The sequence below is a fragment of the Bradyrhizobium sp. P3_C3 genome, assembly GCF_056402655.1.
In genome coordinates, this window is the sequence record NZ_JBFUGY010000043.1 from 36,621 (window position 1) to 60,626 (window position 24,006).

The window sequence follows — 24,006 nt, forward strand, 5'->3', positions numbered from 1 at the left end:
ATGCCCGCGCGCTATATCAAGTCCGAGCCCTACGCCTGGCCCTACAATGGCGATCTCCGCCCCCAAAACACCGCGCTCGTCATCATCGACATGCAGACCGATTTCTGCGGCATCGGCGGCTATGTCGACAAGATGGGCTACGACCTCTCGCTGACGCGGGCGCCGATCGAGCCGATCAAGAAGCTGCTCGCGGCCATGCGCGCCCAAGGCTTTCACATCATCCATACCCGCGAGGGCCATCGCCCCGATCTCTCCGACCTTCCCGCCAACAAGCGCTGGCGCTCGCGCCAGATCGGCGCCGGCATCGGCGATCCTGGTCCCTGCGGCCGTATCCTGGTGCGCGGCGAGCCGGGCTGGGACATCATCGAAGAGCTTGCACCACTGCCGGGCGAGCCCATCATCGACAAGCCCGGCAAGGGCTCGTTCTGCGCCACCGACCTGGAGCTGATCCTGCGCGTGCGCGGCATCGAGAATATCGTGCTGACCGGGATCACCACCGACGTCTGCGTCCACACCACCATGCGCGAGGCCAACGACCGCGGCTTCGAATGCGTCCTGCTGCACGATTGCTGCGGCGCCACCGACAAGAGCAACCACGAGCACGCGCTGAAGATGATCAAGATGCAGGGCGGCGTGTTCGGCGCGGTCTCGACGTCCGACGCCTTCATCGGAGCTATTTCGTGATCATCGGCGAAACGCCGCCGCCAGCAGGCGCCTTCGGCGTCGACGCCATCGCCATGACCATGCGCTTCGGCGATTTCCTCGCGCTCGACAATGTCGAGCTGAAGGTGCGGCCGGGCTCGTTCCACGCGCTGCTCGGCGAGAACGGCGCCGGCAAGTCGACGCTCGTCAAATGCATCATGGGCTATTACCACGCGACCGAAGGCGACATCCTGGTCGGCGGCCGCGAGCAGTCGATCGCAAATCCAAAGGACGCTCACGCGCTCGGCCTCGGCATGGTCTACCAGCATTTTACCCTGGTGCCGGCCATGACGGTCGCCGAAAACCTCGTGCTGGCCCGCGACGATGTGCCGGCCGTGGTGAACTGGCCAAAGGAGATGAAGGAGCTCGAGGCTTTTCTGGCGCGGATGCCGTTCAAGGTGCCGCTCGGCGCCAAGGTCTCCGACATCTCCGCCGGGGAGCGGCAGAAATGCGAGATCCTCAAGCAGCTCTATCTGCAGCGCCGCTTCCTGATCCTGGACGAGCCGACTTCGGTACTGACGCCGGCGGAGGCCGACGAAGTGCTCGGCATGCTCCGCGACATGGTCGTCAAGGGCGAACTGACCATCCTGATGATCACGCATAAATTCCGCGAGGTCATGGCCTTCGCCGACGACGTCACGATCCTGCGCCGCGGCAAGCTCGCAGGTGCCGGCAAGGTTTCCGAACTCACCCCGGATGCGATGGCGCGAACCATGATCGGCGCCGAGGAACTGACCGTGCAGCCGCCGCGCACCGGCGAAGCCGGCCGGGCCCAGCTGGAATTGGCGAAAGTCCGCGCGCTCGACGACGCAGGCGCCATCGCCGTGCATGACGTCTCACTCACGGTCCGCGCCGGCGAGATCGTCGGCATTGCCGGCGTCTCCGGCAATGGCCAGCGCCAGCTGGTCGAGGTGTTGGCCGGCCAGCGCGAGGCGGAGAGCGGGGAAGTCCGCGTCGCCGGCGATTCCTATCATGCCAGCCGCGAAGAAATGCGCCGCCACAAGATGTCGCTCCTGCCCGAGGAGCCGCTGAAGAACGCCTGCGTCGGCGGCATGAGCGTCGCCGACAACATCGCCTTCCGCGAATTCGACCGCGCGCCCTTCGCCAGCGGCGGCTGGTGGCTCAATCGCGGCGCCTTCCGGGACGATGCAAAGAAGAAAATCGCGCAGTACAAGATCAAGACCCGCACGCCCGATACGCCGATCGCGGCGCTGTCGGGCGGCAACGTCCAGCGCGCCGTGCTGGCGCGCGAGCTTGGCGGCAACGTCGAGGTGCTGATCTCGGCCAATCCCTGCTTCGGCCTCGACTTCGCGGCGGTGGCGCAGATCCACGCCGAGATCATGGCCGCCCGCAACCGTGGCGCCGCCGTGCTGCTCGTCAGCGAGGACCTCGACGAATTGCTCGAACTCTCCGATCGGCTGGTAGTGATGTTCCACGGCGAATTCGTGTATGAAGCACGAACCAGCGAAGTCGATCTTACCGTGGTCGGCCGGCATATGGCGGGGCATTGACCAGGGACGAGCGATGAGCGGCGGATCCGAGCGCGACGAGCACTTCCTCCGCCTGTCCTTTACGGTCGCCCGCCGCTCGCTCACCCATGGCAACCATCCGTTCGGCTGCGTCGTCGTCGATGCCGATGGCAAGGTGCTGATCGAGACCGAGAACGGCTACATGCCCGACCACGACGGCACTGCGCATGCCGAGCGCCTCGCGGCCACGCAGGCCTGCCGTATGCTCGACCGCGAGGTGCTGGCGAAAGCCACGCTCTATTCCTCCGCAGAGCCCTGCGCGATGTGTGCCGGCGCGATCTACTGGGCCGGCATCGGCCGTGTGGTCTACGGCCTCAGCGAGCACCGCCTGCGCGGCATCACCGGCAACCATCCGGAGAACCCCACGCTCGATTTGCCGTGCCGCGAGGTCTTTGCCAGCGGCCAGCGGCCGACGGAAGTCGTTGGGCCGCTGCTGGAGGACGAGGCCGAGGCGCTCCACGACGGCGCGTGGACGAAGTAGCGAACTCCAAGAACTCGACTTCGTAGGGTGGGCAAAGCGAAGCGTGCCCACCAATCCCAACCGCTCGGAGAGATGGTGGGCCCGGCGCGCCGCGCCTTTGCCCACCCTACGCTCTCACAAACGCCGATGGCGCTACGCATCTCTGCGCGGCGCCATCCTAACCTGAAGACCTTCAGCCGATCAGAACTTCACAGTGATACCCCCGTAAACCGTCGACTCGGTGCAGCTGTTGGTGCTCTGGCCGGTCGGGGCGACCGTGCAGACGCCGGGCATGGCGTTGTGGTCGAGGCCGAACTTGTTCTGCCAGTAGCGGTAGGCGACCCAGAGGTCGACGAAGTGCGAGTACTTGTCACCCCAGGCGGCCTTCGAAGCGTCGAAGGTCAGACGGATCGGTTCGCTGTTCAACTCGACCTTGGAAGCAGTAGAGAACCGGCCAGGGCCGGAGAGCGCGGGAAGGCCGTTCGAGTCGCCCTTCGCTCCATACCAGCCGGCGCGGCCGCTGATGGACCAGAACTGCATGTTCGGCGGCAGGAAACCGAGGTCCATGTAGTAGTTGATTTCGACGGCCCAGGTCGGGTTGTAGCTGACATTGCCATCGGAATTGCAGCTCACACCCGGGAGGGGGCCAGCAAAACCGCTGCCGCACTGAGTGAAGGCGTTGTGGTTGGAGAACTCCCAGTACATCAAGGGCGCGATGTTGATGTAGCCCTTGTAAGGAAGATCGAAGGCGAACTGGAGACCGGCAACGACGTCCCGCTTCGCGGGCGCCAAGAAGGTGTTCTCGGAATTGCCATCCATACCGACTTCAAACGAGATGTTCTGCAGCGGCCCCGTGGTGAAGGCCTTGGTGTTGAAGAGCTGGTTCCAGCCGAAGGTCGAGCGGAATAGGCCGTAGATCTCGGTCGCGCCGGCGCAGTCGGCTGCACCGAAGGAGGAGGACAGACCAGGTGCGATACAGGGCGAAGCAGGGTCGTTATGACCCGACTTGAACATGGAGATGGTAAAGAAGTTGGTGCCGTAGGCCCAGAGGTCGAAGTGCGTGAACGAATAAACCTGCTTGGCGGTCGTACCGTTGATGCTGCCGTTCGGATTGACGCTCCACATGCCGGGGTCAGTGCCCTTGGGCATCCAGGAGAACGTGACGCGATTGTCGATCACCAGGAAGAACGGGACGTCCGACGCTTTCTTGGCAGCCTTGACCGGCAGGTCCGCTGCCTGAGCCAGGCCACTGGTAGCGAGTATAGCAATCGACAGCGCCGCGGTTGCGATTGCCCTGAAACGAAACGACATCCTGAATACCCCCAAGTTTCGACACGTAAAAATGAACGCCCCTTGGGTGCGACACTTGCGCCGATCTCCCGGAGTGAGAAGCCTCAACTTCTTTCAAGGCATGCCGCTTGTTTCGGCAGGAAGTGGCCTTTCAACCCAGGAATTCGAGGATTTTTTCCGTTTCACTGTTGCGTGCGCGCGGTGACGCGATGCCGAACATTCCCGTTTGATTTCATTTGTCTTTTGTGGCGGCGCAAGAATGCAGACACAATTGACGACAGCGACCGTTGGCCCGGTCGGGATTTGCATACGCGCGCCGGCGCGACTTTGCTCAAGTTCACGTCAGGCCTGCACAGCGGGTTCCGAATTGGTTTGAGCCGTCACAAATTTGCAACAGGCGTCTCTCGCAGGAGGCCGCCGCAATGGCTCTCCCTGATGTCGGATGGCGACGATCATCGACTGACAAGGGCCGCGACTCGCGACACAGACCGCCTGCCGAAGCGTTGAGCAAGGGATGACGCTTTTTCACATCTTACGCGACGGTTTAAACTAGCCCACAATTGAGGCACTTCACCCCGTGCCAGCGCATCAGCGAATGTTAGACCAGACGTCCAACGACCTGCATTCTGACGAGCCCCCTCTGCTTCAGACGATCGGGCTCACCAAGCGCTATGGTGATTTCCTCGCCAACGATTCCATCGACATTGGTATCTGGCCCAAGGAAATCCACGCTCTGCTCGGCGAGAACGGCGCCGGCAAGTCGACGCTGGTCAAGGCGATCTACGGGCTGATCCAGCCCAGCGCCGGCGAGATCCGCTGGCAGGGCCAGCCCATCGTGCTGTCGGGTCCGTCGGACGCGCGCAGCCGCGGCATCGGCATGGTGTTCCAGCATTTCTCGCTGTTCGACAATCTCACCGTTGCCGAGAACGTCGCGCTCGGCCTCGATGGACGAGAATCCTTCAAGGACATGTCGGCGCGGCTGGAGCAGGTGTCGAAGACCTATGGACTGCCGCTCGATCCCAGGCGCGAGGTCTGGCAATTGTCGGTCGGCGAGCGCCAGCGCATCGAGATCGTCCGCGCGCTGATGCAGGATCCGAAATTCCTGATCCTGGACGAACCCACCGCCGTGCTGACGCCGCAGGAAGCCGACCAGCTCTTCATCGTGCTGGAACGCCTCAAGGCCGAAGGCCGCGCCATCCTCTACATCAGCCACAAGCTCGACGAAGTGAAGCGGCTCTGCGACACCGCCACGATCCTGCGCGGCGGCAAGAAGGTCGAGACCTGCAATCCCCGGCTCGAGACCGCGGCCTCGCTCGCGCGGATGATGGTCGGCGGCGAGATCAGGGAAGTGAAGGCACCGGCAGGCCGCAAGACCACCGTGCCGCGGCTCGTCGTCAACGACCTTTCACTCGCGCCGAGCGAGGCGCATGGCGTGCGGCTCGAGCACATCTCATTCGAGCTGAAGGGCGGCGAGATCCTCGGCATCGCCGGCGTCGCCGGCAATGGCCAGGACGAGTTGTTCGCCGCGCTCTCCGGCGAACGCCTGTCGAAGGACCCCGGCACCGTCGTGATCGAAGGCATCGCCGCCGGCCACCTCTCGATCACCCAGCGCCGCAAACTGGGCGCGGCCTTCGTCCCGGAGGAACGGCTGGGCCACGGCACCGCGCCGCGCATGAAGCTGTCGGAGAACGCGCTGCTCACCGGCCACGCCGCCAGCGGCATGGTCCATCACGGCTTCATCGACACCGCGGCGACACTGAAGACCGTGGATCGCGCGACGGAAACGTTCGACGTTCGCAAGGCCAAGCGGGATCCGGAAGCTGCGAGCCTGTCCGGCGGCAATTTGCAAAAGTTCATCGTCGGCCGCGAGATCCTGCGCAACCCCGCGGTGCTGGTGGTGAGCCAACCGACATGGGGCGTCGATGCCGGCGCCGCCGCCGTGATCCGTCAGGCGCTGCTTGATCTCGCTACCGCAGGCGCCGCCGTGCTCGTCACCAGCCAGGATCTCGACGAGCTCGCCGAAATCGCCGACCGCATCGCCGTGATGTTCCATGGCCGGCTGTCGACGCCGCTTGCAACGAGCGAAGCCACGCGCGAAAAACTCGGCCTGTTGATGGGGGGCAGCAGCCTGGAGCCGAAGGAGGCCGCGCATGCAGTTGGTGCTTGAGAAGCGCGTCGAGCGCTCCAACACGATCGCGCTGGTCTCGCCGCTGATCGCGATCGGGCTCACGATCGTGACCATGATCATCCTGTTCGCGATCCTCGGCAAGAATCCGCTACTCGCGCTGCATGCCTATTTCATCGCCCCTCTGACCGACGGCTATTCGCTCCAGGAGATCGCAGTGAAGGCCACGCCGCTGGTGATGATCGCGATCGGGTTGTCGCTCTGCTATCTCGCCAACACGTGGAACATCGGCGCCGAGGGCCAATTCCTGATCGGCGCGGTGGCCGGAAGCTGGATCGCAGTGAAGACGCAGGGCACCGATGCCGGGGCCTGGGTGCTGCCGGCGATGCTCGTGCTCGCCGCCGCAGCGGGCGCGCTCTATGCGCTGATCCCGGCGATTTGCAAGGTGAAGTTCGGCGCCAGCGAAATCCTGACCAGCCTGATGCTGGTCTATGTCGCCGACCTCTTTCTCGACTATCTCGTACGTGGACCCTGGCGCGATCCGCATGGATTCAACTTCCCTACCACCGCGGAGTTCGATCCGGTCGCAACGGTGCCGCTGCTGATCGAAGGCGGCCGGCTGCATCTCGGCTCGATCATCGCCCTGCTCGTCGTCGCGGCCGCCGCGATCCTGCTCGGCCGAACCATCAAGGGCTTCGAGATTCGCGTGGTCGGCGCGGCGCCGCGCGCCGCACGGTTCGGCGGCTTCAACGCCAACCAGTTGGTCATCCTGACTTTCGCTGTGTCAGGCGCGCTCGCCGGGCTCGCCGGCATCATCGAGGTCGCGGGTCCGGTCGGGCATCTTCAGCCCGGCATCTCGCCCGGCTACGGCTTTACCGCGATCATCGTCGCCTTCCTCGGCCGGCTGAACCCGCTTGGAATATTAATTGCAGGCCTTTTCCTCGCATTGACCTTTATCGGCGGCGAGCAGGCGCAGATCGCGATGAAGATCCCGTTGGACGTCACCAAGGTATTCCAGGGCATTCTGCTGTTCTACGTGCTCGCCTGCGATTCGCTCATTCTCTATCGCTTCAAGCTGGTTTTCCCGAACCGACAGGTGGCCCGTGGAACTGGTTGAAGCCATCATCCTCGCCGTGCTCGCCGCCTCGACGCCGCTGCTGATCGCGGCGACCGGCGAGCTCGTCACCGAGCGCTCCGGTGTCCTCAATCTCGGCGTCGAGGGCATGATGATCGTCGGCGCGGCTTGCGGCTTTGCCGGCGCGTGGCTGACCGGATCGATCTTCATCGGCGCGCTGTTCGGCATCGTCGCGGGCACACTGATGTCGCTGGTGTTCGCGCTGATGACGCTCGGGCTCGCCGTCAACCAGGTTGCAACGGGTCTCGCGCTGACCATCCTCGGCGTCGGCCTGTCCGGCCTGATCGGCGCCGGCTTCGTCGGCGAGCGCATCACGCCCGCGATGCACCTCTATATTCCCGGCCTCACGGACATGCCGCTGATTGGCCGGGTGCTGTTCGGCGAGGACGCCTTCGTCTATTTCTCCATCGCGCTCGTCGTCGGCGTCTGGTGGTTCCTGTACCGCACGCGGGCGGGGTTGATCTTGCGCGCCTGCGGCGACAACCATGTCTCCGCGCATGCGCTCGGCTACCCCGTGCTGCGCATCCGCACCTTCGCCGTGATGTTCGGCGGCGCCTGCGCAGGCCTTGCCGGCGCCTATCTGCCGCTCGCCTACACGCCGTTCTTCATTCCCGGCATGACCGCGGGGCGCGGCTGGATCGCGCTGGCGCTGGTCGTGTTTTCGTCCTGGCGGCCGGGCCGGCTCGTGGTCGGCGCTTATCTGTTCGGCGCGGTGACGATCCTGCAACTCCACGCTCAGGGCTGGGGCGTCGGCATTCCCTCGCAATTCATGTCGGCGCTGCCTTACCTCGCAACCGTCATCGTCCTGGTCCTGCTCTCACGCGCGCGCACCGGCGGCTCGACCGCGCCGGCCGCGCTCGGCACCGTGTTCGTGCCGGACCGCTAGCGTTTCATTTCCGCGGCGGGCGCGATGGGGCGCGCACGTTGCGGATCGTGGCTGTCCCCTGATGTTTGGAGATTGATGATGAGGAAATCACTTCTTGCGCTGGCTGCCGGGCTTTTGCTTGCCGGAAGCGTCAGCGCAGCCTCCGCCGCCGACAAGCTGAAAGTCGGCTTCATCTATCTGGGTCCGATCGGAGACTTGGGCTGGACCTACCAGCACGACCTCGCGCGCCAGGCCCTGGTGAAGGAGCTGGGGGACAAGATCGAGACCACCTATCTCGAGAACGTGCCCGAAGGTCCCGACGCCGAGCGCTCCATCGAGCAGCTCGTCCGCGCCGGCAACAAGCTGATCTTCACGACCTCGTTCGGCTACATGGACCCGACGCTGAAAGTCGCCAAGAAATATCCGAACGTGCATTTCGAGCACGCCACTGGCTACAAGCGCAACCCGAACATGTCGACCTACTCGGCCAAATGGTGGCAGGGCCGCTACATCCAGGGCCTGATCGCGGCCAAGATGTCGAAGTCCGGCGTGCTCGGCTATATCGGCTCGTTCCCGATTCCGGAGGTCGTCTCCGGCATCAACGCGACGATCCTGGCGGCGCAGACCATCAACCCGAATATCAAGGTCAAGATCATCTGGGCCAATACCTGGTTCGACCCGGGCAAGGAGGCCGACGCCGCCAAGGCGCTGATCGACCAGGGCGCCGACGTGATCATGCAGCACACGGATTCGCCGGCGGCGATGCAGATTGCCAGCGAACGCGGCAAGCTCGCCTTCGGCCAGGATTCCGAGATGATCAAGTTCGGGCCGAAGACCCAGCTCACCTCGATCCTGGACACCTGGGGCCCTTATTACATCGAGCGCGTCAAGGCCGAGCTCGCCGGCACCTGGAAGTCCGAGGACAGCTGGGGTGGCCTCGACAGCCATATGTTCGCGATGGCGCCCTACACCAACATGCCTGACGACGTGAAGAAGCTCGCCGAGGATGCCCAGGCCGCAATCACAGCGGGCAAGCTGCATCCGTTCAAGTGCCCGGTCATTGGGCAGGACGGCAAGCCGGTCGAGTGCAAAGGTGGCGATCACCTCGATGACGGCCAGATCCTCGGCATGAATTTCTACGTCAAGGGCATCGACGACAAGCTTCCGGGCAAGTAGCACGCTTCTTGCATTGCCTAGATCACCTGCTCCTCCCGGAGGAGGTTCGGAGGGGGTGGCCAGAAGCACCCGGCACTTGTGGTCGCCCCCTCTTTCTTTTTGCCCGGATTATCCCGCCTGCATCGCCCGCGCCGCGGAACTGTGGCGGCGAATGAGATCGGGAACATCCAGTCCCGGGATCGCGCCGTCGATCACGGCCCATTGTCCCGCCACCATCACCCGGTCGGCCCGATGCGCCCCGCACAGCACCAGCGCGGCCAGCGGATCGCCGTGACCGGAGAAGCGCAGCTCGTCGAGCTTGAACAGGGCGAGATCGGCAGCCTTGCCGACGGCGATCTCACCCAGTTCCGGCCGGCCGACGCAGGCCGCCGAGCCCTTGGTCGCCCAGCGCAGCGCATCCTTGTGGCTGACCTTGGCCACTCCGTAGCGCGCCCGCTGCAGCAGGAACGCCGCCCGCACCTCCTGCATCAGGTTCGATCCGTCATTCGACGCCGAACCGTCGACGCCGATGCCGATGCCGACACCGGCCTCCTCCATCTCGCACACCGGGCAGCAGCCCGACGCCAAAATCTGATTGCTGCACGCGCAATGGCTGATGGTCGTCTTCGCCTTGCCGAGCCGCTTCATCTCCTCCGCATTGAAGAAGATGCCGTGGGCGAGCCAGGTCCGCGCATTGAGCCATCCGCATTGCTCGAGATAGTCGAGCGGACGGCAGCCATACATCTGCTGGCAGAATTTGGTCTCGTCCTCGGTCTCGGCGAGATGGGTGTGCAGGCGGACGTCGAGCTTGTTGGCGAGATCGGCGGTGGCGCGCATCAGGGACGTCGTCACCGAGAAAGGTGAACATGGCGCCAGCGCGATCTGCACCATCGCATCCGCGCCGCGCTGGTGATGCTTTGCAACCACCCGCGCGCTGTCGGCGAGGATCGTGTCCTCGTCCTGTACGACGCCGTCAGGCGGCAGGCCGCCGTCGCGCTGCGACAGGTTCATCGAGCCGCGCGTGAGTAGCACCCGGACACCGAGCCGATTTGCGACTGCGACCTCGATGTCGACGGACTCCTCGAGCCCCGCCGGGAACACATAGTGGTGATCCGTTGTGGTGGTGCAGCCCGAGAGCAGGAGCTCGGACATCGCCACGGTGACGCCGAGCTCGAGTGCTTCAGGCGTCATCCTCGCCCACACCGGATAGAGCGCCTGGAGCCAGGGAAACAGCTCGCGGTCCATCGCCGCCGGCAGCGCCCGCGTCAGCGTCTGATAGAAGTGATGATGTGTGTTGATCAGGCCTGGCAGCACGACATGCTCGCCCGCGTCGAACACCGCGACATCCGCCGTCGCAGGCCTGCCGCCGGCCGGCACGAGCTCGACAATCCGGCCATCCCTCACCACGATCCCGCGCTCGGCGCCGTCAGCGAGGATGGCCAGCGGATCCCTGAGCCAGATCGGCTTTGCGTCGCTCATGATCCTGGTTCTCCTCACATCCGCTGATGACAGGCCCGCGAAGGCGGCCGCCGGCCCGATCACCTTCATGCTACGACTTGCTTGTTGCGACTTGGCTCCGGTCTTGCAAGACTCATCTGCACGATTCACGGGCGAAAAGCTTTGGCGCAGCCATGGATTTGAATACCATCACGACGGTGGCCCATCCGCAAACGCGCGCACAACTGCCCGCCTGGGCGGAAGGTGATGCTTGGCTCGCGGGCGGCACCTGGCTGTTCTCGGAGCCCCAGGTCCACCTGAAGCGGCTGATCGATCTCACTGACCTGAAATGGCCGGCGCTCACGATCACCGACACCCATCTCACCATCTCCGCCACCTGCACCATCACGCAGCTCGACGGTTTCGCCTGCCCGCCCGACTGGCTCGCAGCCCCGCTGATCGGCCAGTGCTGCCGGGCGTTCCTTGCGTCATTCAAGATCTGGAAGACCGCGACCGTCGGCGGCAATCTCTGCATGTCGCTGCCGGCGGGACCGATGATCTCGCTCACATCAGCGCTGGACGGCGTCTGCATCATCTGGAAGGCCAACGGCGGTGAAGAGAAGATACCCGTCGTCGACTTCGTCACCGGCAACCAGCGCAACCGCCTGACGCCAGGCGACCTGATCCGGCAGATCGATATCCCGGTTGCCGCGCTGAAGCGCCGCACGGCCTTTCGCCAGATCTCGCTGGCGCCGGTCGGCCGCTCTGCGGCGCTTCTGATCGGCAGCCTGGATAGCGATGGCACGCTGACGCTGTCGGTGACCGCATCGACCGTGCGACCGATCCAGCTGTCCTTTCAGAAGGCTCCGGACGCGGGCGCGCTTCGCGACGCGATCGCGCAGCAGATCCCGGATGATCTGTACCACACTGACATCCACGGCAAGCTGATCTGGCGCAAGCATATGACGCTACGGCTCGCCGAGGAGATTCGCGGCGAACTCGTGGGGACGACGTCGTCATGAGTTTCGAGGTCAACGGCAAGACGTTCCCGCAAGAGCCGCGCGCCGGCCAGTGCCTGCGCACGTTCCTGCGCGAGCTCGGCCATTTCGGCGTGAAGAAGGGCTGCGATGCCGGCGATTGCGGCGCCTGCACCGTGCTGCTCGACGGCGAGCCGGTGCATAGCTGCCTGATCCCGGCGTTCCGCGCCGAAGGGCGCGCCGTCACCACGATCGAAGGCCTCGCTGGCGACCACGGCGCGCATCCGATGCAGCAGGCCTTCCTCGATGCGCAGGGCTTCCAATGCGGCTTCTGCACCGCCGGCATGATCCTGACCTGCGCCTCGCTGAACCAGGCGCAGCGCACCGACCTCGGATCGGCGCTGAAGGGCAATATCTGCCGCTGCACCGGTTATCGCTCGATCGAGGACGCACTGCTCGGCAAGACCAATGTCGAGGAGAGCGTCGAGGCCGGCGCTGCCTTCGGCCGCAGCCTTCCGGCCCCGGCAGGCCCCGACGTCGTGCGCGGCAAGGCGCGCTACACCTTCGACACCCAGATCGACGGCCTGCTGCACATCAAGCTGCAGCGTTCGCCGCACGCCCACGCGAAAATCGTCGCGATCGACAAGTCGGACGCGCTACGCGTGCCCGGCGTGCACGCGGTCTTGACGCATGAGGATGCGCCGTCGGTGCTGATCTCGACCGCGCGGCATGAGAAGGACTGGATGGATCCGGAGGATACCCGCATCCTCGATGACGTCGTCCGCTTCATCGGCCAGAAGGTCGCCGCCGTCGTCGCCGAGAGCGAGGCCGCCGCCGAGGAGGCGTGCCGGCGGCTGAAGGTCGATTACGAAATCCTGCCTGCGCTGATCGACCCGGAGCAGGCGATGGTACCGGGTGCACCTGTCATTCATCCTGACCGCACTACCGCGAACCGCATCGCCGATCCCCAGCGTAACCTCGCGGCGGAGACGCACGGCGAATACGGCGACGTGGCGGCGGCACTCGCGACGTCTGCCGTCACCTATGAGGCGACCTTCCACAGTCATCGCGTGCAGCACGCCGCGCTGGAGACCCATGGCGGCCTCGCCTGGCTCGATGCTTCCGGCGTGCTCAATGTCCGTACCTCCACGCAGGTGCCGTTCCTGACACGCCGCGCGCTGTCGGACATCTTTGGGCTTCCCTTGGACAAGGTCCGCGTGTTCTGCGAACGCGTCGGCGGCGGCTTTGGCGGCAAGCAGGAGATGTTCGTCGAGGACATTCTGGCGCTCGCGACGTTCAAGACCGGACGACCGGTCAAGCTGGAGCTGACCCGCGAGGAGCAGTTCATCGCGACCTCGACGCGGCATCCGATGCGGGTCCACATCAAGGCCGGCGCCGATGCCGACGGCCGGCTCACCGCGCTCCAGCTCGAGGTGCTCTCCAACACCGGTGCCTACGGCAATCATGCCGGCCCCGTGATGTTCCACTCGCTGTCCGAGTCCATCGCGGTCTACAACTGTCCGAACAAGAAGGTCGATGGCTTCGCCGTCTACACCAACACGGTGCCATCGGGCGCGTTTCGTGGCTACGGCCTGCCCCAAACGCAGATCGCGATCGAAGCCGCGATCGACGAATTGGCACGGCAGCTCGGCATCAGCCCCTACGACATGCGCCGGCGCAACGTCGTCAAACCAGGCGATCCCATGCTGTCGCCGCCGCCGTCCGAATTTCACGACGTGCTCTATGGCTCCTACGGGCTCGACCAGTGCCTCGACCTAGTCGAACGCGCCATGCAGGCCGATGGCCCGCAGCCGGACCTGACGCCGGAGTGGCTGATCGGCGACGGCGTCGCGCTGACCATGATCGACACAGTGCCGCCGGCCGGCCATCTCGCGGATGCGATGATCGCGCTCAACGACGAAGGCGGCTTCGACCTCACCGTCGGCACCGCCGAGTTCGGCAACGGCACCAGCACCGTGCACCGGCAGATCGCGGCGACGACGCTCGCAACCACCGTCGACCGCATCCGCTTGCGCCAGTCCGACACCGCCCATGGTGGCCACGACACTGGCGCCTATGGCAGTGCGGGCACCTTCGTTGCGGGCAAGGCAACGCATGCAGCCGCGATGCAGCTCGCGACCGAACTGATGGCGGTGGCCGCCAGCGTCTGGCTGTGCGACGCCGCGAGTTGCACGCTCGACGACGAAGCCGTCGTCAGCGGCGTGCGGCGGATGTCGTTTGCAGAACTCGCGAAGCTTGCGCGCGAACGCGGGCAGCCGTTCGCGGCCAGCGGCAATTCCGAGGGGACGCCGCGCTCGGTCGGCTTCAACGTCCAGGGCTTTCGCGTCGCCGTGAACAAGGGCACCGGCGAGATCAAGATTCTCCGGAGCGTGCAGGCGGCGGACGCCGGCGTCGTCGCCAATCCCATGCAGTGCCGCGGCCAGGTCGAGGGCGGCGTCGCGCAGGCGATCGGGGCGGCGCTCTACGAGGAGATGGTGATCGACGCGACCGGCCGCGTCACCAACCCGAAATTCCGCGACTACCACCTGCCCTCCTTCGCAGACGTTCCGCGCACGGAGGTCTTCTTTGCCGAGACCTCCGACACGATCGGGCCGCTCGGCGCCAAGTCGATGAGCGAGAGCCCGTACAATCCGGTCACCGCCGCGCTCGGCAATGCGATCGCGGATGCCACCGGCATCCGCTTCACCGCGCCGCCGTTCAAGCCGGACCGGCTGTTTCCGGCGCTGCACGAGAAGTTTGGGAATTAACTTCCGCGATAGGTCGAGTAGCTCCACGGCGTGACCAGCAGCGGCACATGGTAGTGGCTTTCCGGCTCGCTGATCGCAAAGCGCAGCGGGATCTCGTCGAGGAACGGCGGGTCTGACAGCGGCACGTTGCGCTCGGCGTAATATTTGGCAACGCTGAATTTGAGCTCGTAGCGGCCGATCGGCAGCGGACGGCCGCCGATCAGCGGCTGGTCGGTGCGGCCATCGGCATTGGTGATTGCGCGCGCGATCACGCGGCTCTCACCGAGGCTCGCGAGCTCGACGAGCTCCACCGGGATGCCGGCTGCAGGCTTTCCGGCGTGATTGTCGAGCACATGCGTGGAAAGCCGGCCATGCACTTTCAGCTTGTCGTCGGCGACGACGAGCTGATCGAGCCGCAGCGCGGAGATGCGGCCGATCTCCTCGATCGCACGCCGCGTCTCGGTCTTGGCGATATTGCGCAGCCGCGTCTCGAAGTCGCGCAGCACGGAATCCCTGGTGTGACGGCGCACGCAGACGATATAGGGGAAGCCGAACTTGTCGCGGTACGCATTGTTGACGCGCTCGAACGCCGCGTATTCGGCCTCCGACAGCCGGTCGAGGCCGGCGCTGTTCTGCTCGTCGGTCGATTCTGCAGTGAGCCCCGCTGCACGCTGGGTCTTGTTGGCGAGATCGGGATGCGCCCGGATCAGCGCGAGCTGCACGTCGGGCTCGGCGCTCTGGATCGCTGCCATCAGCGCTGAGTGCAACTGGTTGATACCGGCGAACGGGCGCTGCCCGGCGAGTTTCTCCGCAATCCACGGTGAATATTCGACGACGTTGGCGAGGGCCGCGACAAAGCTGGCCTTATCAGCAGCATTGAGATCGGCGAGCGAGATTTGCGCCATCGTCCTCACCCGATCTCGAATGCGTCGGCGGCAAGATGGGCATGCTTGTCGTGCCAGTGCTGCGCGATCTGGAGCCGCGTCGGCACCCAGACGCGATCGTGCTTGCCGATATAGTCGAGGAAGCGGATCAGTCCCGCGGCACGGCCGGGCCGGCCGGCAAGGCGGCAGTGCAGCCCCACCGACATCATCTTCGGCGCGGTCTCGCCCTCGGCATAGAGCACGTCGAAGGCGTCCTTCAGATAGGTGAAGAACTGCTCGCCTTCGGCAAACCCCTGCGGGTTGATGAAGCGCATGTCGTTGGCGTCAAGCGTATAGGGAATGATGAGCTGCTTGCCGTTCGCGCCCTTGACCCAGTAGGGCAGATCGTCGGCATAGGAGTCGCAGAGATAGAGGAAGCCGCCCTCCTCCATCAGGAGGCGGTTGGTGTTGATCGAGGAGCGCCCGGTGTACCAGCCGAGCGGCCGCGAGCCCGTCGCCTCGGTGTGGACGCGAATGGACTCGGCGATCTCGGCACGCTCCTGCGCCTCGGTCATGTCCTTGTGCTCGATCCATTTCAGGCTGTGGCTTGCGATGTCCCAGCCTGACTCCTTCATCGCCGCGACAATCTCGGGATTCCGCTTCAGCGCGGTGGCAACGCCGAACACGGTGGTCGGCCACTTCCGCTCGTTGAACACCCGCCACAGCCGCCAGAAGCCGGCGCGCGAGCCATATTCGAACATCGACTCGATATTGGCGTGACGCTTGCCCGGCCAGGGCTGCGCGCCGAGGACGTCGGACAAAAACGCTTCCGAGGTGCGATCGCCGTGCAAGATGTTGTTCTCGCCGCCCTCCTCGAAATTGACGACGAACTGCACCGCGACCCGCGCATTGTCGGGCCATTGCGGATGYGGCGGGTTGCGGCCGTAACCGCGGAGATCGCGCGGGTAGCGAGTATCCGTCACTCAGACTTCCTCGAAGCGGATCGGCAGGGCGCCCTTCCACAGCACGCTCTTGCCGAGGGTCGCGAGATTCTCGAGGCCCGAGGTCAGCGTGATGAAATGGTTGCCGGCGAGCTGGCCCATTTTGCTGGCGAAGTGCACGCCGCCATAGGCGAGCAGGATCTCGGTCTCGCTGATGCCGCCGGGATAGAGGATGATCTGACCCGGCGCGGGATAGCTGGTGTGGTTCTCGTAGCCGACGCCGAAATCGAGATCGCCGAGCGGCATCCACACGCCCTCGCCGCTCCAGCGCACATGGATGATGTGGCTTTCGAACGGCAGCGCCTTGCGGAACGCAGCGACGGTCTTGGGCGCCAGTTGCTCCTCGAAGCGGGCATCGAAGGTGAAGTCGCCGGCGCGGATAACGAGTTTGCTCATCTCATCTCTCTGGATCGGGGGCCAAAGGCCCACGGGGAATTTTCAAGCAAAGAGCATTCCATCGGGCTTCGCGCAAGTGGCGCGGCCCGTCATCTGCGGTCGTAGGACCAGCCGAAAATACCACTCCGCCGCACCTCCGGCTCGGGCTCGGCGGCAGGCGCGGCCGAAGGGGGCGCCTCCTTCAGTTCCGCCTGTGGCGGAGGTGGAGGCGGCGCCGGCAGGTTCTCGCATTTCATGGAGTAGACCAGCTTGCCGTCCGCGGTCCGCCCGATCGGGGCGCACGGGTCTGGATGCGCTGCCGAGGTCTTTGGCGTGAGCTTAACCTGCGCGGCCGCCGGCGAGGCGATCAGGACAAGGACCAGCAGATATTTCGACATCGTTGTCGCCTGAGAACTCAATTCGCCTCATTGAACCGGATTGCCGGGGGCAAGTCCACCGGCGCTGCGGGCGCGATTGCCGAATATTTGGCCGGCGCTAGAAAATTTGCTCGCCCCAACGTGATGGCCGCGCTTCGGATCGTGAAACCGGCCCGGCTGATATTCGGCAGGACACATCGCCATGTCAGCCACGACCGCGAACACAGGCGACATTTTTCTCGCAGCCTGAATCGCCGTCACGGGAGAAACAACCATGCGAAAGACCTTTGCCATTCTCGGCGCCACCCTGATTGCCGCCGCCACCATCCAGACCGCCGCCGCGAGCGACCGCCACCACAGAAGCAAGGCACACCCCGCCCCGATCACCCAGTCGGTCCGCGACTCCAACGCGTTCTGGCCGTCGCAGCCGACCACACCCGACTGGCAGCGCTACGCCAACGGCGCGCTGTCGGCACCGGCGGGACGGTGATACGGGCGTAGAACGCGGTTGCTGCGACGTCTCTCGTGTCCCGGACGCGCTGCAACGCGCAAGCGTTGCTGCGCAGAGCCGGGACCGAGAAAGCGACACGGTAGAATGCGGAGACATGGGCTGCGGCTCTGCAGCACACCGCAAGAGCGCTGCGCTGCGTCCGGGGCACGAGACGGAGTATGAGGCAGCGGCGGCGTCCTCCAAGTGCCATTGTCATTCCCCGCGCAGGCGGGGAATCCAGTACGCCGCGGCCTCTCGGCTCAATCACAGCCCTCTCTGGAATGCTAGATCGCCCGGTCAAGCCGGGCGATGACAGCGAGTGCTGCAGACGCACCAATGGCCGACGCGCTGACAATCGCAGACCCTTTGGCGATGGGCGGGCCGTCGCTCTCGGTCATCGTGTTCATTCCTGTTGCGTCGCGACAGGATAACTCGCTACCGCTTTTTTGGCGGCATAGCGAACCTTGCCCGGACTTGCCGGTAGGTCAACCGAATGACCCCAACCGGACTTTGGCTGCGGGCCTCGCATGCGCTACGCGGTTCGGGATGAACCCTGCATGACACGCTTGACCACCATGGCCGCGATCCCCGCGAGCACGGCCTTTGCCTGCGGGGACGCAAGTATGTCGATGATCGGGTTCGACGGTTGGGCTTGCTCGTGAGGCTGGGCATCGCCACTGGCGAGGATATCCCGGAGCTGACCGGGCCTCCCATGCAGATCGGTGAGCACCTCGCCCAGTTCCTTCGGTTCGGGGGCCACTTGTCCCGGTAGCGCCACGCCGCGCGCGGCGGCTCGCTCCTGCAGCATCTTCACGAACGCCGCCCGTTCTTCCGGCGAAAGCTTGCCCAACGCTTCTATCGCTGCCTGCGCGTACTGGTCAGACGGCACGGCGTGTGACACATCACCATACCGTTTGAGAACCTCTTGATCGGAATAACCCTCCGACGGATTTCCTTGTTCGTATCGATCAACGAAATCCCGATACTCTTTCTGGCGTTGCCCACCGCCCATTAACTCGTCAAGGATACCCATGTACAGCTCCTCCTTGCGTGATTAGCTCAGGCTGCTTGCCACAGACCACGACACGTTTCGCTTGCGCGACATAAGAGCGATATCGGCGTTACGCACAAGATACAGGCGAAGAGTGCAGTCGCTCCGATAGTTGCTACTTCCAAGGTAAACCCACGTTGAGAGTATTGACCTAGGTCAAAGGGTCATGGCGGCCGTGCAAACTGAATGTTTTGCTTGTGAGGCGTGAGTGGACATTCCACGCGCGTGTCGCAATGATCGCTATTGTCCCTGCTGAAGCTTTTGGGTCCGGCCAAATGTGCGGTGCGCGATGGCAAATATTCGCAAGTGTCACCGTCGCGCGGTCCCCGCCCATCCTTTTGCTCTCCGCAGGACCCGGTGACCGATGCGGATGGTCGCTCAGCGACGCCCGGCAATCCAGAGGAGCAAAAGATTCGTTTTTACGCCGGAGCAGCTGCCTTCGCCTGATCCGACGCATCAGGTTGCGCGGAGGTCACGTGAACGACTGCTTCCAAGGCTGCACCGAACGACCCGCTTGCTACCAACGCGTTGGAAGCGTTTCCCACCGTTTCTGCGGCTCCCGTTCCCAGCAAAGCGAACAGGATACGGGTTGCGCCAATCCTTTTACTGAGCCCTCGAACGACGTGCTGAATCTTGGCGGTGGACGGCTGACTCAGATAGCAGACACATACAAGCGCGGTGTTCGCCAATTCGAGCGAAAGCAATTTCGACATTGATGAAGCATCAGCCTTTTCCGCAATTGCCTGAATCCCGCGGTACCGCAGAAGCTGCGCCAGCACAAGCGCCGTCGCCTCATCGAGTCGCCCGGCACCAGGGATGCAAACGACCGAAATAGACGAGGTCGGCGGCTCCGGAATCAAAGCATGCTCGGAGCCTGCTCGCTCGAATGTAATGGCAGCTCCGGGGCTTGAGCTTAGATCCGGGGAACTGGGTCCTGTTGCTTCCACGTCATGGTGTGCCCCCAGCTCAGCGACCAATTCTTCCACCGTTGAGACTACCCGATTTAATCGGTCCTGATCGAGGTGACCCAATTGACGGTCGGCCTCCGCGAGTCTCAGGCCTTTCAAGAGGATGTCGTCATAATAATTCTCAAGCGACGAGTCATTCAGGTATTCATGTGCCTGTTCCACCGCTTCAATGGGATCTCCCGCCAGCATTCGTTGATAAGCCAGTTGCGGCGGCGTCAGCGGTGGTCGGTCGCCAAGCATAACGTCAAGAAATTTGAGGCGATCGACATGCCGCCCAAGGACGACGAGACAAATTGTTAAGGGCGTGGCCAACACCAGTCCGACCGGCCCCCAAAGCCACGTCCAGAATGACGCTGACAGGATAATTGCAATCGGGGAAAGACCCGAGCTATGCCCAAAAATCAAGGGTTCGAGGACCTGTCCTGCGAGCAACTCAAGCACGACGAACAATGCCGCCGTAAGTATCAGCATCTGCCAGCCCGTGCCCACCGCCGCCGCGAGAATGAGAGGGAATACCGCAGATATCAATGCACCGATATACGGTACAAATCGCATAATCATCGCGATCAGACCCCATAGCGGAGCCGAGGGGACACCGATGAATTCAAGACCTAAGCCTATTGCAAGACCGAACACGCCATTGAACGCGATCTGGGTAAGAAAGAGCTTGCTCAGACGCTTACCGGCGTCGTCCAGGGCCGCAGTCGTGCGTTGAATATCCGCGGATCCGGCCAGTCGGACAAGCCGATTCCTCAGATCTTCCCGTTGCAGCAGGACAAAGACAACAAAGATCACGACGATCCCTGTCGTCGTTAAAGGTGAAATCAGTGGCTGGATGATTGCGCCAAACGTCGACAGAGCACCAGGATCGGGTTGCCTTACCTCAACGGGTATGGGTATCGGCTTGTCTGAGGGCTGTCTGGTGAGTTCGCCGTCAGTAGGTCGACCGGCCCCATCTCGATTCTGCAACTCTGTCTTCAATTCTTTCAGAACTGTCGACGCCTGCTCCAATGTTCCAGAGCCGCCGCCCATTAAGCCGCGCAGGCTTTCGATCTTGTCACTCAATGTTTGTTGATAGCCTGGCAGCTTGGTGGCGAGCCGGGTCGCCTGCGAAACCATAAGACCGCCTAGACTAAATATGATCGAGAATCCGATGAAGACGACCACCAGCACAGAAATCGTGCGCGGAATTCGCCAGGAACGTAAGCGCATCACGAAGGGCGCCATAACGAAACTCAGGAGAACTGCTAACGCGAAGGGAACAAAAATTTCACGACCGAAATAGAGCGCAGCAATTATCAACGCTGCGACGGCCATATTCGTCAGCACAGTCCCCCGCGGCTGTGCCAATCTCATTTGAGGAGATTTCTCTTCCATGGCGCGTCTTCCATGGCGCGGCTCATTCATCCCATACGTGGGTGAATTCTCCTTCGCGACACCATCCTACACCGAACGAACTTGTTCCGACAGCCCGAGCATGCCGTTCAATGTCGCTAGCTCGTCTCATAGCGCGCGGGTTGACGCCCTCTCGGGTATTTTGCCGTCGGGCAACACAGAGACGCGTAGCCCGGACGGAGCCAACGGGTCGGCGCGAAGCCGCCGCACGATGACACGCTCCGTGCAATCCGGGCTACGGCGAGAACAGGCGCCTAATAAGGCTGATAGTAGCCACGCGGACCGTAATAGGGACCGCCGCCATAATATCCCTGACCACCATAGTAAGGACCCGGGCCGTCATAATAGCGATTCTCGTAGTACTCCTGGCGCCGGCTCTCTGCGATCGCACCTCCGATCAGACCTGCCGCCACGCCCATGAAGGCAAGCCCTGCCGCATTTGGACCCCGGCGATAGTAGCGGTGGCGGCGGGCGGCGCTGAAATCGGTCGCTGCTGATCTGCCCGATGTCGCAGAGTCCGCGCTGACGGACGGCGAACCGGCCGGCGCCGCAGACGAGGGCGAGACGGAAGCTGTCGCCAGAGCCAGACTCGCAAACGCAGCCAGCGCGGTGTTGCGGCCGAACCTTGAATTTACGGGCCTGTCGCTCATCTCGGCGTCCTTTGTTCTTGTTCAAAGTCAAAATATGAAACGATCCACAACGTGCAAACCATTGAAAAGTTTCGTGATCGCGGCAATCTGCCACGCTTCGAACGATTGTAAACCGAACGACCAGATGCAGCTTGAACCACTCAACCTGAGCGGATAATGAACAGCCGCGCCGTTTTTCGGTCGCCGTAAGCGTTTCACGTGAACCAACGCATCAACCGACGCCGTCGGGATCGATGCATTTTCGCAGGTTCAACGTGACTGACGCGTCCTTTTCCTCAAGAGAAATCAGATGATTGCGGTTCGCAAACTGCCGGCGCGCTATGCGCCGATCGTGATGCCATTTGTGCTGTCCATCCTCATGACGGCCGTGGTGTCGGTCATTTCGACGCTCCGGAGCCTCGGCGCGACGCCGGCGTTCCTCGCGACCTGGCCGGGCGCCTGGGCGCTGTCATGGCTCGTCGCCTTTCCCACGCTGCTGATGGTGCTGCCACTGGTCCGACGGATCGTGGCGTGCGTCGTCGCTTCCCCATCTCAACCAGGCCGATAGCCGGCGCGGACGGCGGCACACGAAGCACGCCGTCCCGCTTCCATGATTGCGCCTGCGGGAGTGATCCTACGACAGCGCCCCGAGCACGCCGCGCGTTGCCTTGTCGATCTCCTCGACATAGCGGCGGCGGGCAAACGTCTCGGTGAGGAAGCCGACCACCTTGCGGCTGTCGGTGGAATCGACCACCGCCAGCATCTCGGCTTCCGCCTCGTCGAACACGGCCATCGCCGACTTCACGTTCATTTCCGGGATCAGCACGATCTCGGTCAGGCGGGCGAGCTCGATCACCTGGATGTCGTCGGCGATGCTGTCGAGATCGCTGGAGAACAGGTCGGGCAGCAGGACGAGGCCGACATATTCGTCGGCATTGTTGACGATGACGATGCCGGGCCGCGAGCCCAGCGCGAATTCACCGCGCACGGCGGCGATCGTCGTGGTCGATGGCACCTTGCCGACGTCGGAGCGCATCAGCCGCTCGACCGTGAGGTTGCGCAGCCAGCCGACGTCGTTGGCGCTGCGGATGGTCTCGCCGCGCAGATGCAGGCGCCATGTCGAGAAGGAATGACCGAACATGAAGCGGACGCAGATCGAGGTGACGATGCAGCCTGCCAGCACCACGGCGGTGACGTCGACATTGCGAGTCATTTCCAGCACGAGGAACGACATGGTCAAGGGGCCGCCAACGATGGCGACGCCGAGCGTCGCCATACCCGTCAGCATCGCGACCAGCGGGTCGATCACGAATTCCGGGCTGATGAGCAAAAGAACCGCAGCGAAGAACTTTCCGATCAGGCTGCCGACGAACAACGAGGCAAAGAACAGACCGCCGCGGAAACCCGAGGCGAGCGAGATCAGGCAGGCCGTCACCTTCAAGGCGATGATGATCGCGATCAGGCCGATCGTCATGTCGTGAAAGAGATCGAGCACCATGGCGCCGTGGCCGGCCGCGAGCACCTGCGGCGTGACGATGGCAAAGCTGCCGACGATAAGGCCGCCGATCACCGGGCGCAGCCAGACCGGCAGCCAGACAAACAGGCGCTCGAACATCGAAGACGACCGCATCACGGCGATGCCGACGCCGCTGGTAATGAGCGCAAGCCCGATCAATGCCAGATATTGCTCGACGCCGACCGCGCTGACCTTCGGTATTTCGATAGAGTACGGCGCGCCGCCGAGCCATTGCGCGGTCAGCGCGCCAGCAAGCGAGGCCGCCAGGATCGGCGCGGCGCTGCCGACCGAATAGACGCCGACGATCAGCTCGCAGGCATAGAACGCGCCGGTGATCGGCGCGCCAAACGCCGCTGCGATCGCAGCGGCAGCGCCGCAACCGACGATCAGGCGCAAATCGTTGCGGCGTAGATTGAAGAACTTGCCGAGTAGTGAGGCGATACCCGAGCCGATCTGGGTGTAGCCGGCCTCAAGGCCGACCGAGGCGCCGCAGCCGTTCGAGATCAGCGTCTGGCTCGACACCACCATGCTGTCGCGCATCGACAGATTGCCGCCGCGCAGCGCGTTCGCCTCGATCGGGTCGACCGCGTTGGAGATCTTCAGCCGCCGCCGCCACCACTCCATGATACCGAGCGCCAGTCCGCCGAGCGCGGGCGCGATGAGGGCCGCCCAGGGGCTGACCCGGGCGTGGGCGGATAGGCGAACGTCGACGGGAATGCCGTAGATCACCATGTGGGCAATCTGCGCGATCTCTGCCATCAGCGTCACGATGGCACCCGTAAGCGTGCCGATCACGAGCGCCAGCGGGATCAGGTAGAACTCGTTGCTGCGCAAGAGCGCGCGCAGGCGAACCATGACGCGGTTCGATCCCTTGCGATCGGCGATGTGTCTGATCCGCGCGAACACCTTTTTGCCCGCC

Annotated in this window: 22 protein-coding genes; 11 read left to right on the forward strand and 11 right to left on the reverse strand. The window is 63.9% G+C overall.

The window, feature by feature from the left end:
• From biuH to AC1DW2_RS35020, 3 genes are read left to right on the forward strand one after another with little or no spacing between them, the layout of a single operon-like run.
• Positions 1-684, forward strand: coding sequence for a biuret amidohydrolase (biuH, locus tag AC1DW2_RS35010; RefSeq protein WP_135215149.1), 684 nt, complete (start codon positions 1-3; stop codon positions 682-684).
• Complete coding sequence (locus AC1DW2_RS35015; RefSeq protein WP_135215150.1) at positions 681-2,213, forward strand: ABC transporter ATP-binding protein; 1,533 nt, start codon at positions 681-683, stop codon at positions 2,211-2,213. Before biuH ends, AC1DW2_RS35015 begins: the two co-directional genes overlap by 4 nt.
• 13 nt (positions 2,214-2,226) lie before the next feature.
• Positions 2,227-2,712, forward strand: coding sequence for a nucleoside deaminase (locus AC1DW2_RS35020; protein WP_135215151.1), 486 nt, complete (start codon positions 2,227-2,229; stop codon positions 2,710-2,712).
• 180 nt (positions 2,713-2,892) lie between these two features.
• Here AC1DW2_RS35020 and AC1DW2_RS35025 read toward each other — a convergent pair whose 3' ends face one another.
• The gene (locus AC1DW2_RS35025) at positions 2,893-4,002 is read right to left on the reverse strand and encodes a hypothetical protein (RefSeq protein ID WP_135215152.1); all 1,110 of its coding nucleotides are present in this window, start codon (positions 4,000-4,002) and stop codon (positions 2,893-2,895) included.
• Positions 4,003-4,576: 574 nt separating this feature from the next.
• Here AC1DW2_RS35025 and AC1DW2_RS35030 point away from each other — a divergent pair.
• From AC1DW2_RS35030 to AC1DW2_RS35045, 4 genes are all read left to right on the forward strand, one after another.
• Positions 4,577-6,148, forward strand: a complete 1,572-nt coding sequence (locus AC1DW2_RS35030; RefSeq protein ID WP_354233418.1) for an ABC transporter ATP-binding protein — start codon at positions 4,577-4,579, stop codon at positions 6,146-6,148.
• A complete protein-coding gene (locus tag AC1DW2_RS35035; protein WP_135215154.1) occupies positions 6,132-7,223 on the forward strand; it encodes an ABC transporter permease in 1,092 nt (363 codons plus the stop codon). Before AC1DW2_RS35030 ends, AC1DW2_RS35035 begins: the two co-directional genes overlap by 17 nt.
• Complete coding sequence (locus tag AC1DW2_RS35040) at positions 7,210-8,127, forward strand: ABC transporter permease (RefSeq protein ID WP_135215155.1); 918 nt, start codon at positions 7,210-7,212, stop codon at positions 8,125-8,127. The genes AC1DW2_RS35035 and AC1DW2_RS35040 overlap by 14 nt, the downstream gene beginning before the upstream one ends.
• Positions 8,128-8,205: 78 nt before the next feature.
• Positions 8,206-9,282: a BMP family ABC transporter substrate-binding protein gene (locus AC1DW2_RS35045; RefSeq protein ID WP_038957603.1), complete on the forward strand. Its 1,077-nt coding sequence runs from the start codon at positions 8,206-8,208 to the stop codon at positions 9,280-9,282.
• Positions 9,283-9,390: 108 nt separating this feature from the next.
• Here the strand turns inward: AC1DW2_RS35045 and AC1DW2_RS35050 are convergent, their stop codons facing one another.
• The gene (locus AC1DW2_RS35050) at positions 9,391-10,740 is read right to left on the reverse strand and encodes an 8-oxoguanine deaminase (RefSeq protein WP_477008251.1); all 1,350 of its coding nucleotides are present in this window, start codon (positions 10,738-10,740) and stop codon (positions 9,391-9,393) included.
• A 152-nt stretch (positions 10,741-10,892) separates the two neighbouring features.
• Here AC1DW2_RS35050 and AC1DW2_RS35055 point away from each other — a divergent pair, with 152 nt between their 5' ends.
• The gene (locus AC1DW2_RS35055) at positions 10,893-11,720 is read left to right on the forward strand and encodes an FAD binding domain-containing protein (RefSeq protein ID WP_477008252.1); all 828 of its coding nucleotides are present in this window, start codon (positions 10,893-10,895) and stop codon (positions 11,718-11,720) included.
• Positions 11,717-14,443, forward strand: coding sequence for a molybdopterin-dependent oxidoreductase (locus AC1DW2_RS35060; protein WP_477008253.1), 2,727 nt, complete (start codon positions 11,717-11,719; stop codon positions 14,441-14,443). Before AC1DW2_RS35055 ends, AC1DW2_RS35060 begins: the two co-directional genes overlap by 4 nt.
• Here the strand turns inward: AC1DW2_RS35060 and uraD are convergent.
• The 5 genes from uraD to AC1DW2_RS35085 form a co-directional block, all read right to left on the reverse strand.
• Positions 14,440-15,327 (reverse strand): 2-oxo-4-hydroxy-4-carboxy-5-ureidoimidazoline decarboxylase, encoded by an 888-nt coding sequence (uraD, locus tag AC1DW2_RS35065; protein ID WP_135215159.1) that lies wholly within the window; start codon positions 15,325-15,327, stop codon positions 14,440-14,442. The two genes, AC1DW2_RS35060 and uraD, sit on opposite strands and share 4 nt — an antisense overlap.
• A 5-nt stretch (positions 15,328-15,332) precedes the next feature.
• Positions 15,333-16,268, reverse strand: a complete 936-nt coding sequence (puuE, locus tag AC1DW2_RS35070; RefSeq protein WP_085405709.1) for an allantoinase PuuE — start codon at positions 16,266-16,268, stop codon at positions 15,333-15,335.
• A complete protein-coding gene (locus tag AC1DW2_RS35075; RefSeq protein WP_014493672.1) occupies positions 16,269-16,682 on the reverse strand; it encodes a DUF3830 family protein in 414 nt (137 codons plus the stop codon). It lies immediately after the preceding gene.
• Positions 16,683-16,771: 89 nt separating this feature from the next.
• On the reverse strand, positions 16,772-17,059 hold the full coding sequence (locus tag AC1DW2_RS35080) for a hypothetical protein (protein WP_085405707.1): 288 nt from the start codon (positions 17,057-17,059) through the stop codon (positions 16,772-16,774).
• Positions 17,060-17,086: 27 nt separating this feature from the next.
• The gene (locus AC1DW2_RS35085; RefSeq protein ID WP_135215160.1) at positions 17,087-17,332 is read right to left on the reverse strand and encodes a hypothetical protein; all 246 of its coding nucleotides are present in this window, start codon (positions 17,330-17,332) and stop codon (positions 17,087-17,089) included.
• On the opposite strand from AC1DW2_RS35085, the gene AC1DW2_RS35090 reads away from it, so the two are divergent.
• The gene (locus AC1DW2_RS35090) at positions 17,313-17,528 is read left to right on the forward strand and encodes a hypothetical protein (protein ID WP_085405705.1); all 216 of its coding nucleotides are present in this window, start codon (positions 17,313-17,315) and stop codon (positions 17,526-17,528) included. The two genes, AC1DW2_RS35085 and AC1DW2_RS35090, sit on opposite strands and share 20 nt — an antisense overlap.
• Before the next feature lie 532 nt (positions 17,529-18,060).
• On the opposite strand, the gene AC1DW2_RS35095 is transcribed toward AC1DW2_RS35090, so the two are convergent.
• The 3 genes from AC1DW2_RS35095 to AC1DW2_RS35105 form a co-directional block, all read right to left on the reverse strand.
• Positions 18,061-18,561 (reverse strand): hypothetical protein, encoded by a 501-nt coding sequence (locus AC1DW2_RS35095; RefSeq protein ID WP_071911727.1) that lies wholly within the window; start codon positions 18,559-18,561, stop codon positions 18,061-18,063.
• 437 nt (positions 18,562-18,998) lie between these two features.
• Positions 18,999-20,924 carry an AI-2E family transporter gene (locus AC1DW2_RS35100; RefSeq protein WP_085405704.1) on the reverse strand — a complete coding sequence of 642 codons (1,926 nt, stop codon included), beginning with the start codon at positions 20,922-20,924 and terminating at the stop codon, positions 18,999-19,001.
• Between the two features lie 272 nt (positions 20,925-21,196).
• Positions 21,197-21,592, reverse strand: coding sequence for a hypothetical protein (locus AC1DW2_RS35105; RefSeq protein WP_063982014.1), 396 nt, complete (start codon positions 21,590-21,592; stop codon positions 21,197-21,199).
• Between the two features lie 289 nt (positions 21,593-21,881).
• Between AC1DW2_RS35105 and AC1DW2_RS35110 the strand changes: the two genes are divergently transcribed.
• A complete protein-coding gene (locus AC1DW2_RS35110; protein WP_014493668.1) occupies positions 21,882-22,139 on the forward strand; it encodes a DUF2798 domain-containing protein in 258 nt (85 codons plus the stop codon).
• A 66-nt stretch (positions 22,140-22,205) separates the two neighbouring features.
• On the opposite strand, the gene AC1DW2_RS35115 is transcribed toward AC1DW2_RS35110, so the two are convergent.
• Positions 22,206-23,993 (reverse strand): chloride channel protein, encoded by a 1,788-nt coding sequence (locus tag AC1DW2_RS35115; RefSeq protein WP_135215162.1) that lies wholly within the window; start codon positions 23,991-23,993, stop codon positions 22,206-22,208.
• Between the last annotated feature and the right edge of the window lie 13 nt (positions 23,994-24,006).

Coding starts and splice junctions, on each gene's coding strand:
- biuH (WP_135215149.1), top strand. CDS start 1: ATGCCCGCGCGCTATATCAAGTCCGAGCCCTACGCCTGGCCCTACAAT.
- AC1DW2_RS35020 (WP_135215151.1), top strand. CDS start 2,227: ATGAGCGGCGGATCCGAGCGCGACGAGCACTTCCTCCGCCTGTCCTTT.
- AC1DW2_RS35025 (WP_135215152.1), bottom strand. CDS start 4,002: ATGTCGTTTCGTTTCAGGGCAATCGCAACCGCGGCGCTGTCGATTGCT.
- AC1DW2_RS35030 (WP_354233418.1), top strand. CDS start 4,577: ATGTTAGACCAGACGTCCAACGACCTGCATTCTGACGAGCCCCCTCTG.
- AC1DW2_RS35035 (WP_135215154.1), top strand. CDS start 6,132: ATGCAGTTGGTGCTTGAGAAGCGCGTCGAGCGCTCCAACACGATCGCG.
- AC1DW2_RS35045 (WP_038957603.1), top strand. CDS start 8,206: ATGAGGAAATCACTTCTTGCGCTGGCTGCCGGGCTTTTGCTTGCCGGA.
- AC1DW2_RS35050 (WP_477008251.1), bottom strand. CDS start 10,740: ATGAGCGACGCAAAGCCGATCTGGCTCAGGGATCCGCTGGCCATCCTC.
- AC1DW2_RS35055 (WP_477008252.1), top strand. CDS start 10,893: ATGGATTTGAATACCATCACGACGGTGGCCCATCCGCAAACGCGCGCA.
- AC1DW2_RS35060 (WP_477008253.1), top strand. CDS start 11,717: ATGAGTTTCGAGGTCAACGGCAAGACGTTCCCGCAAGAGCCGCGCGCC.
- uraD (WP_135215159.1), bottom strand. CDS start 15,327: ATGGCGCAAATCTCGCTCGCCGATCTCAATGCTGCTGATAAGGCCAGC.
- AC1DW2_RS35075 (WP_014493672.1), bottom strand. CDS start 16,682: ATGAGCAAACTCGTTATCCGCGCCGGCGACTTCACCTTCGATGCCCGC.
- AC1DW2_RS35080 (WP_085405707.1), bottom strand. CDS start 17,059: ATGTCGAAATATCTGCTGGTCCTTGTCCTGATCGCCTCGCCGGCGGCC.
- AC1DW2_RS35090 (WP_085405705.1), top strand. CDS start 17,313: ATGCGAAAGACCTTTGCCATTCTCGGCGCCACCCTGATTGCCGCCGCC.
- AC1DW2_RS35085 (WP_135215160.1), bottom strand. CDS start 17,332: ATGGCAAAGGTCTTTCGCATGGTTGTTTCTCCCGTGACGGCGATTCAG.
- AC1DW2_RS35095 (WP_071911727.1), bottom strand. CDS start 18,561: ATGGGTATCCTTGACGAGTTAATGGGCGGTGGGCAACGCCAGAAAGAG.
- AC1DW2_RS35100 (WP_085405704.1), bottom strand. CDS start 20,924: ATGGAAGAGAAATCTCCTCAAATGAGATTGGCACAGCCGCGGGGGACT.
- AC1DW2_RS35105 (WP_063982014.1), bottom strand. CDS start 21,592: ATGAGCGACAGGCCCGTAAATTCAAGGTTCGGCCGCAACACCGCGCTG.
- AC1DW2_RS35110 (WP_014493668.1), top strand. CDS start 21,882: ATGATTGCGGTTCGCAAACTGCCGGCGCGCTATGCGCCGATCGTGATG.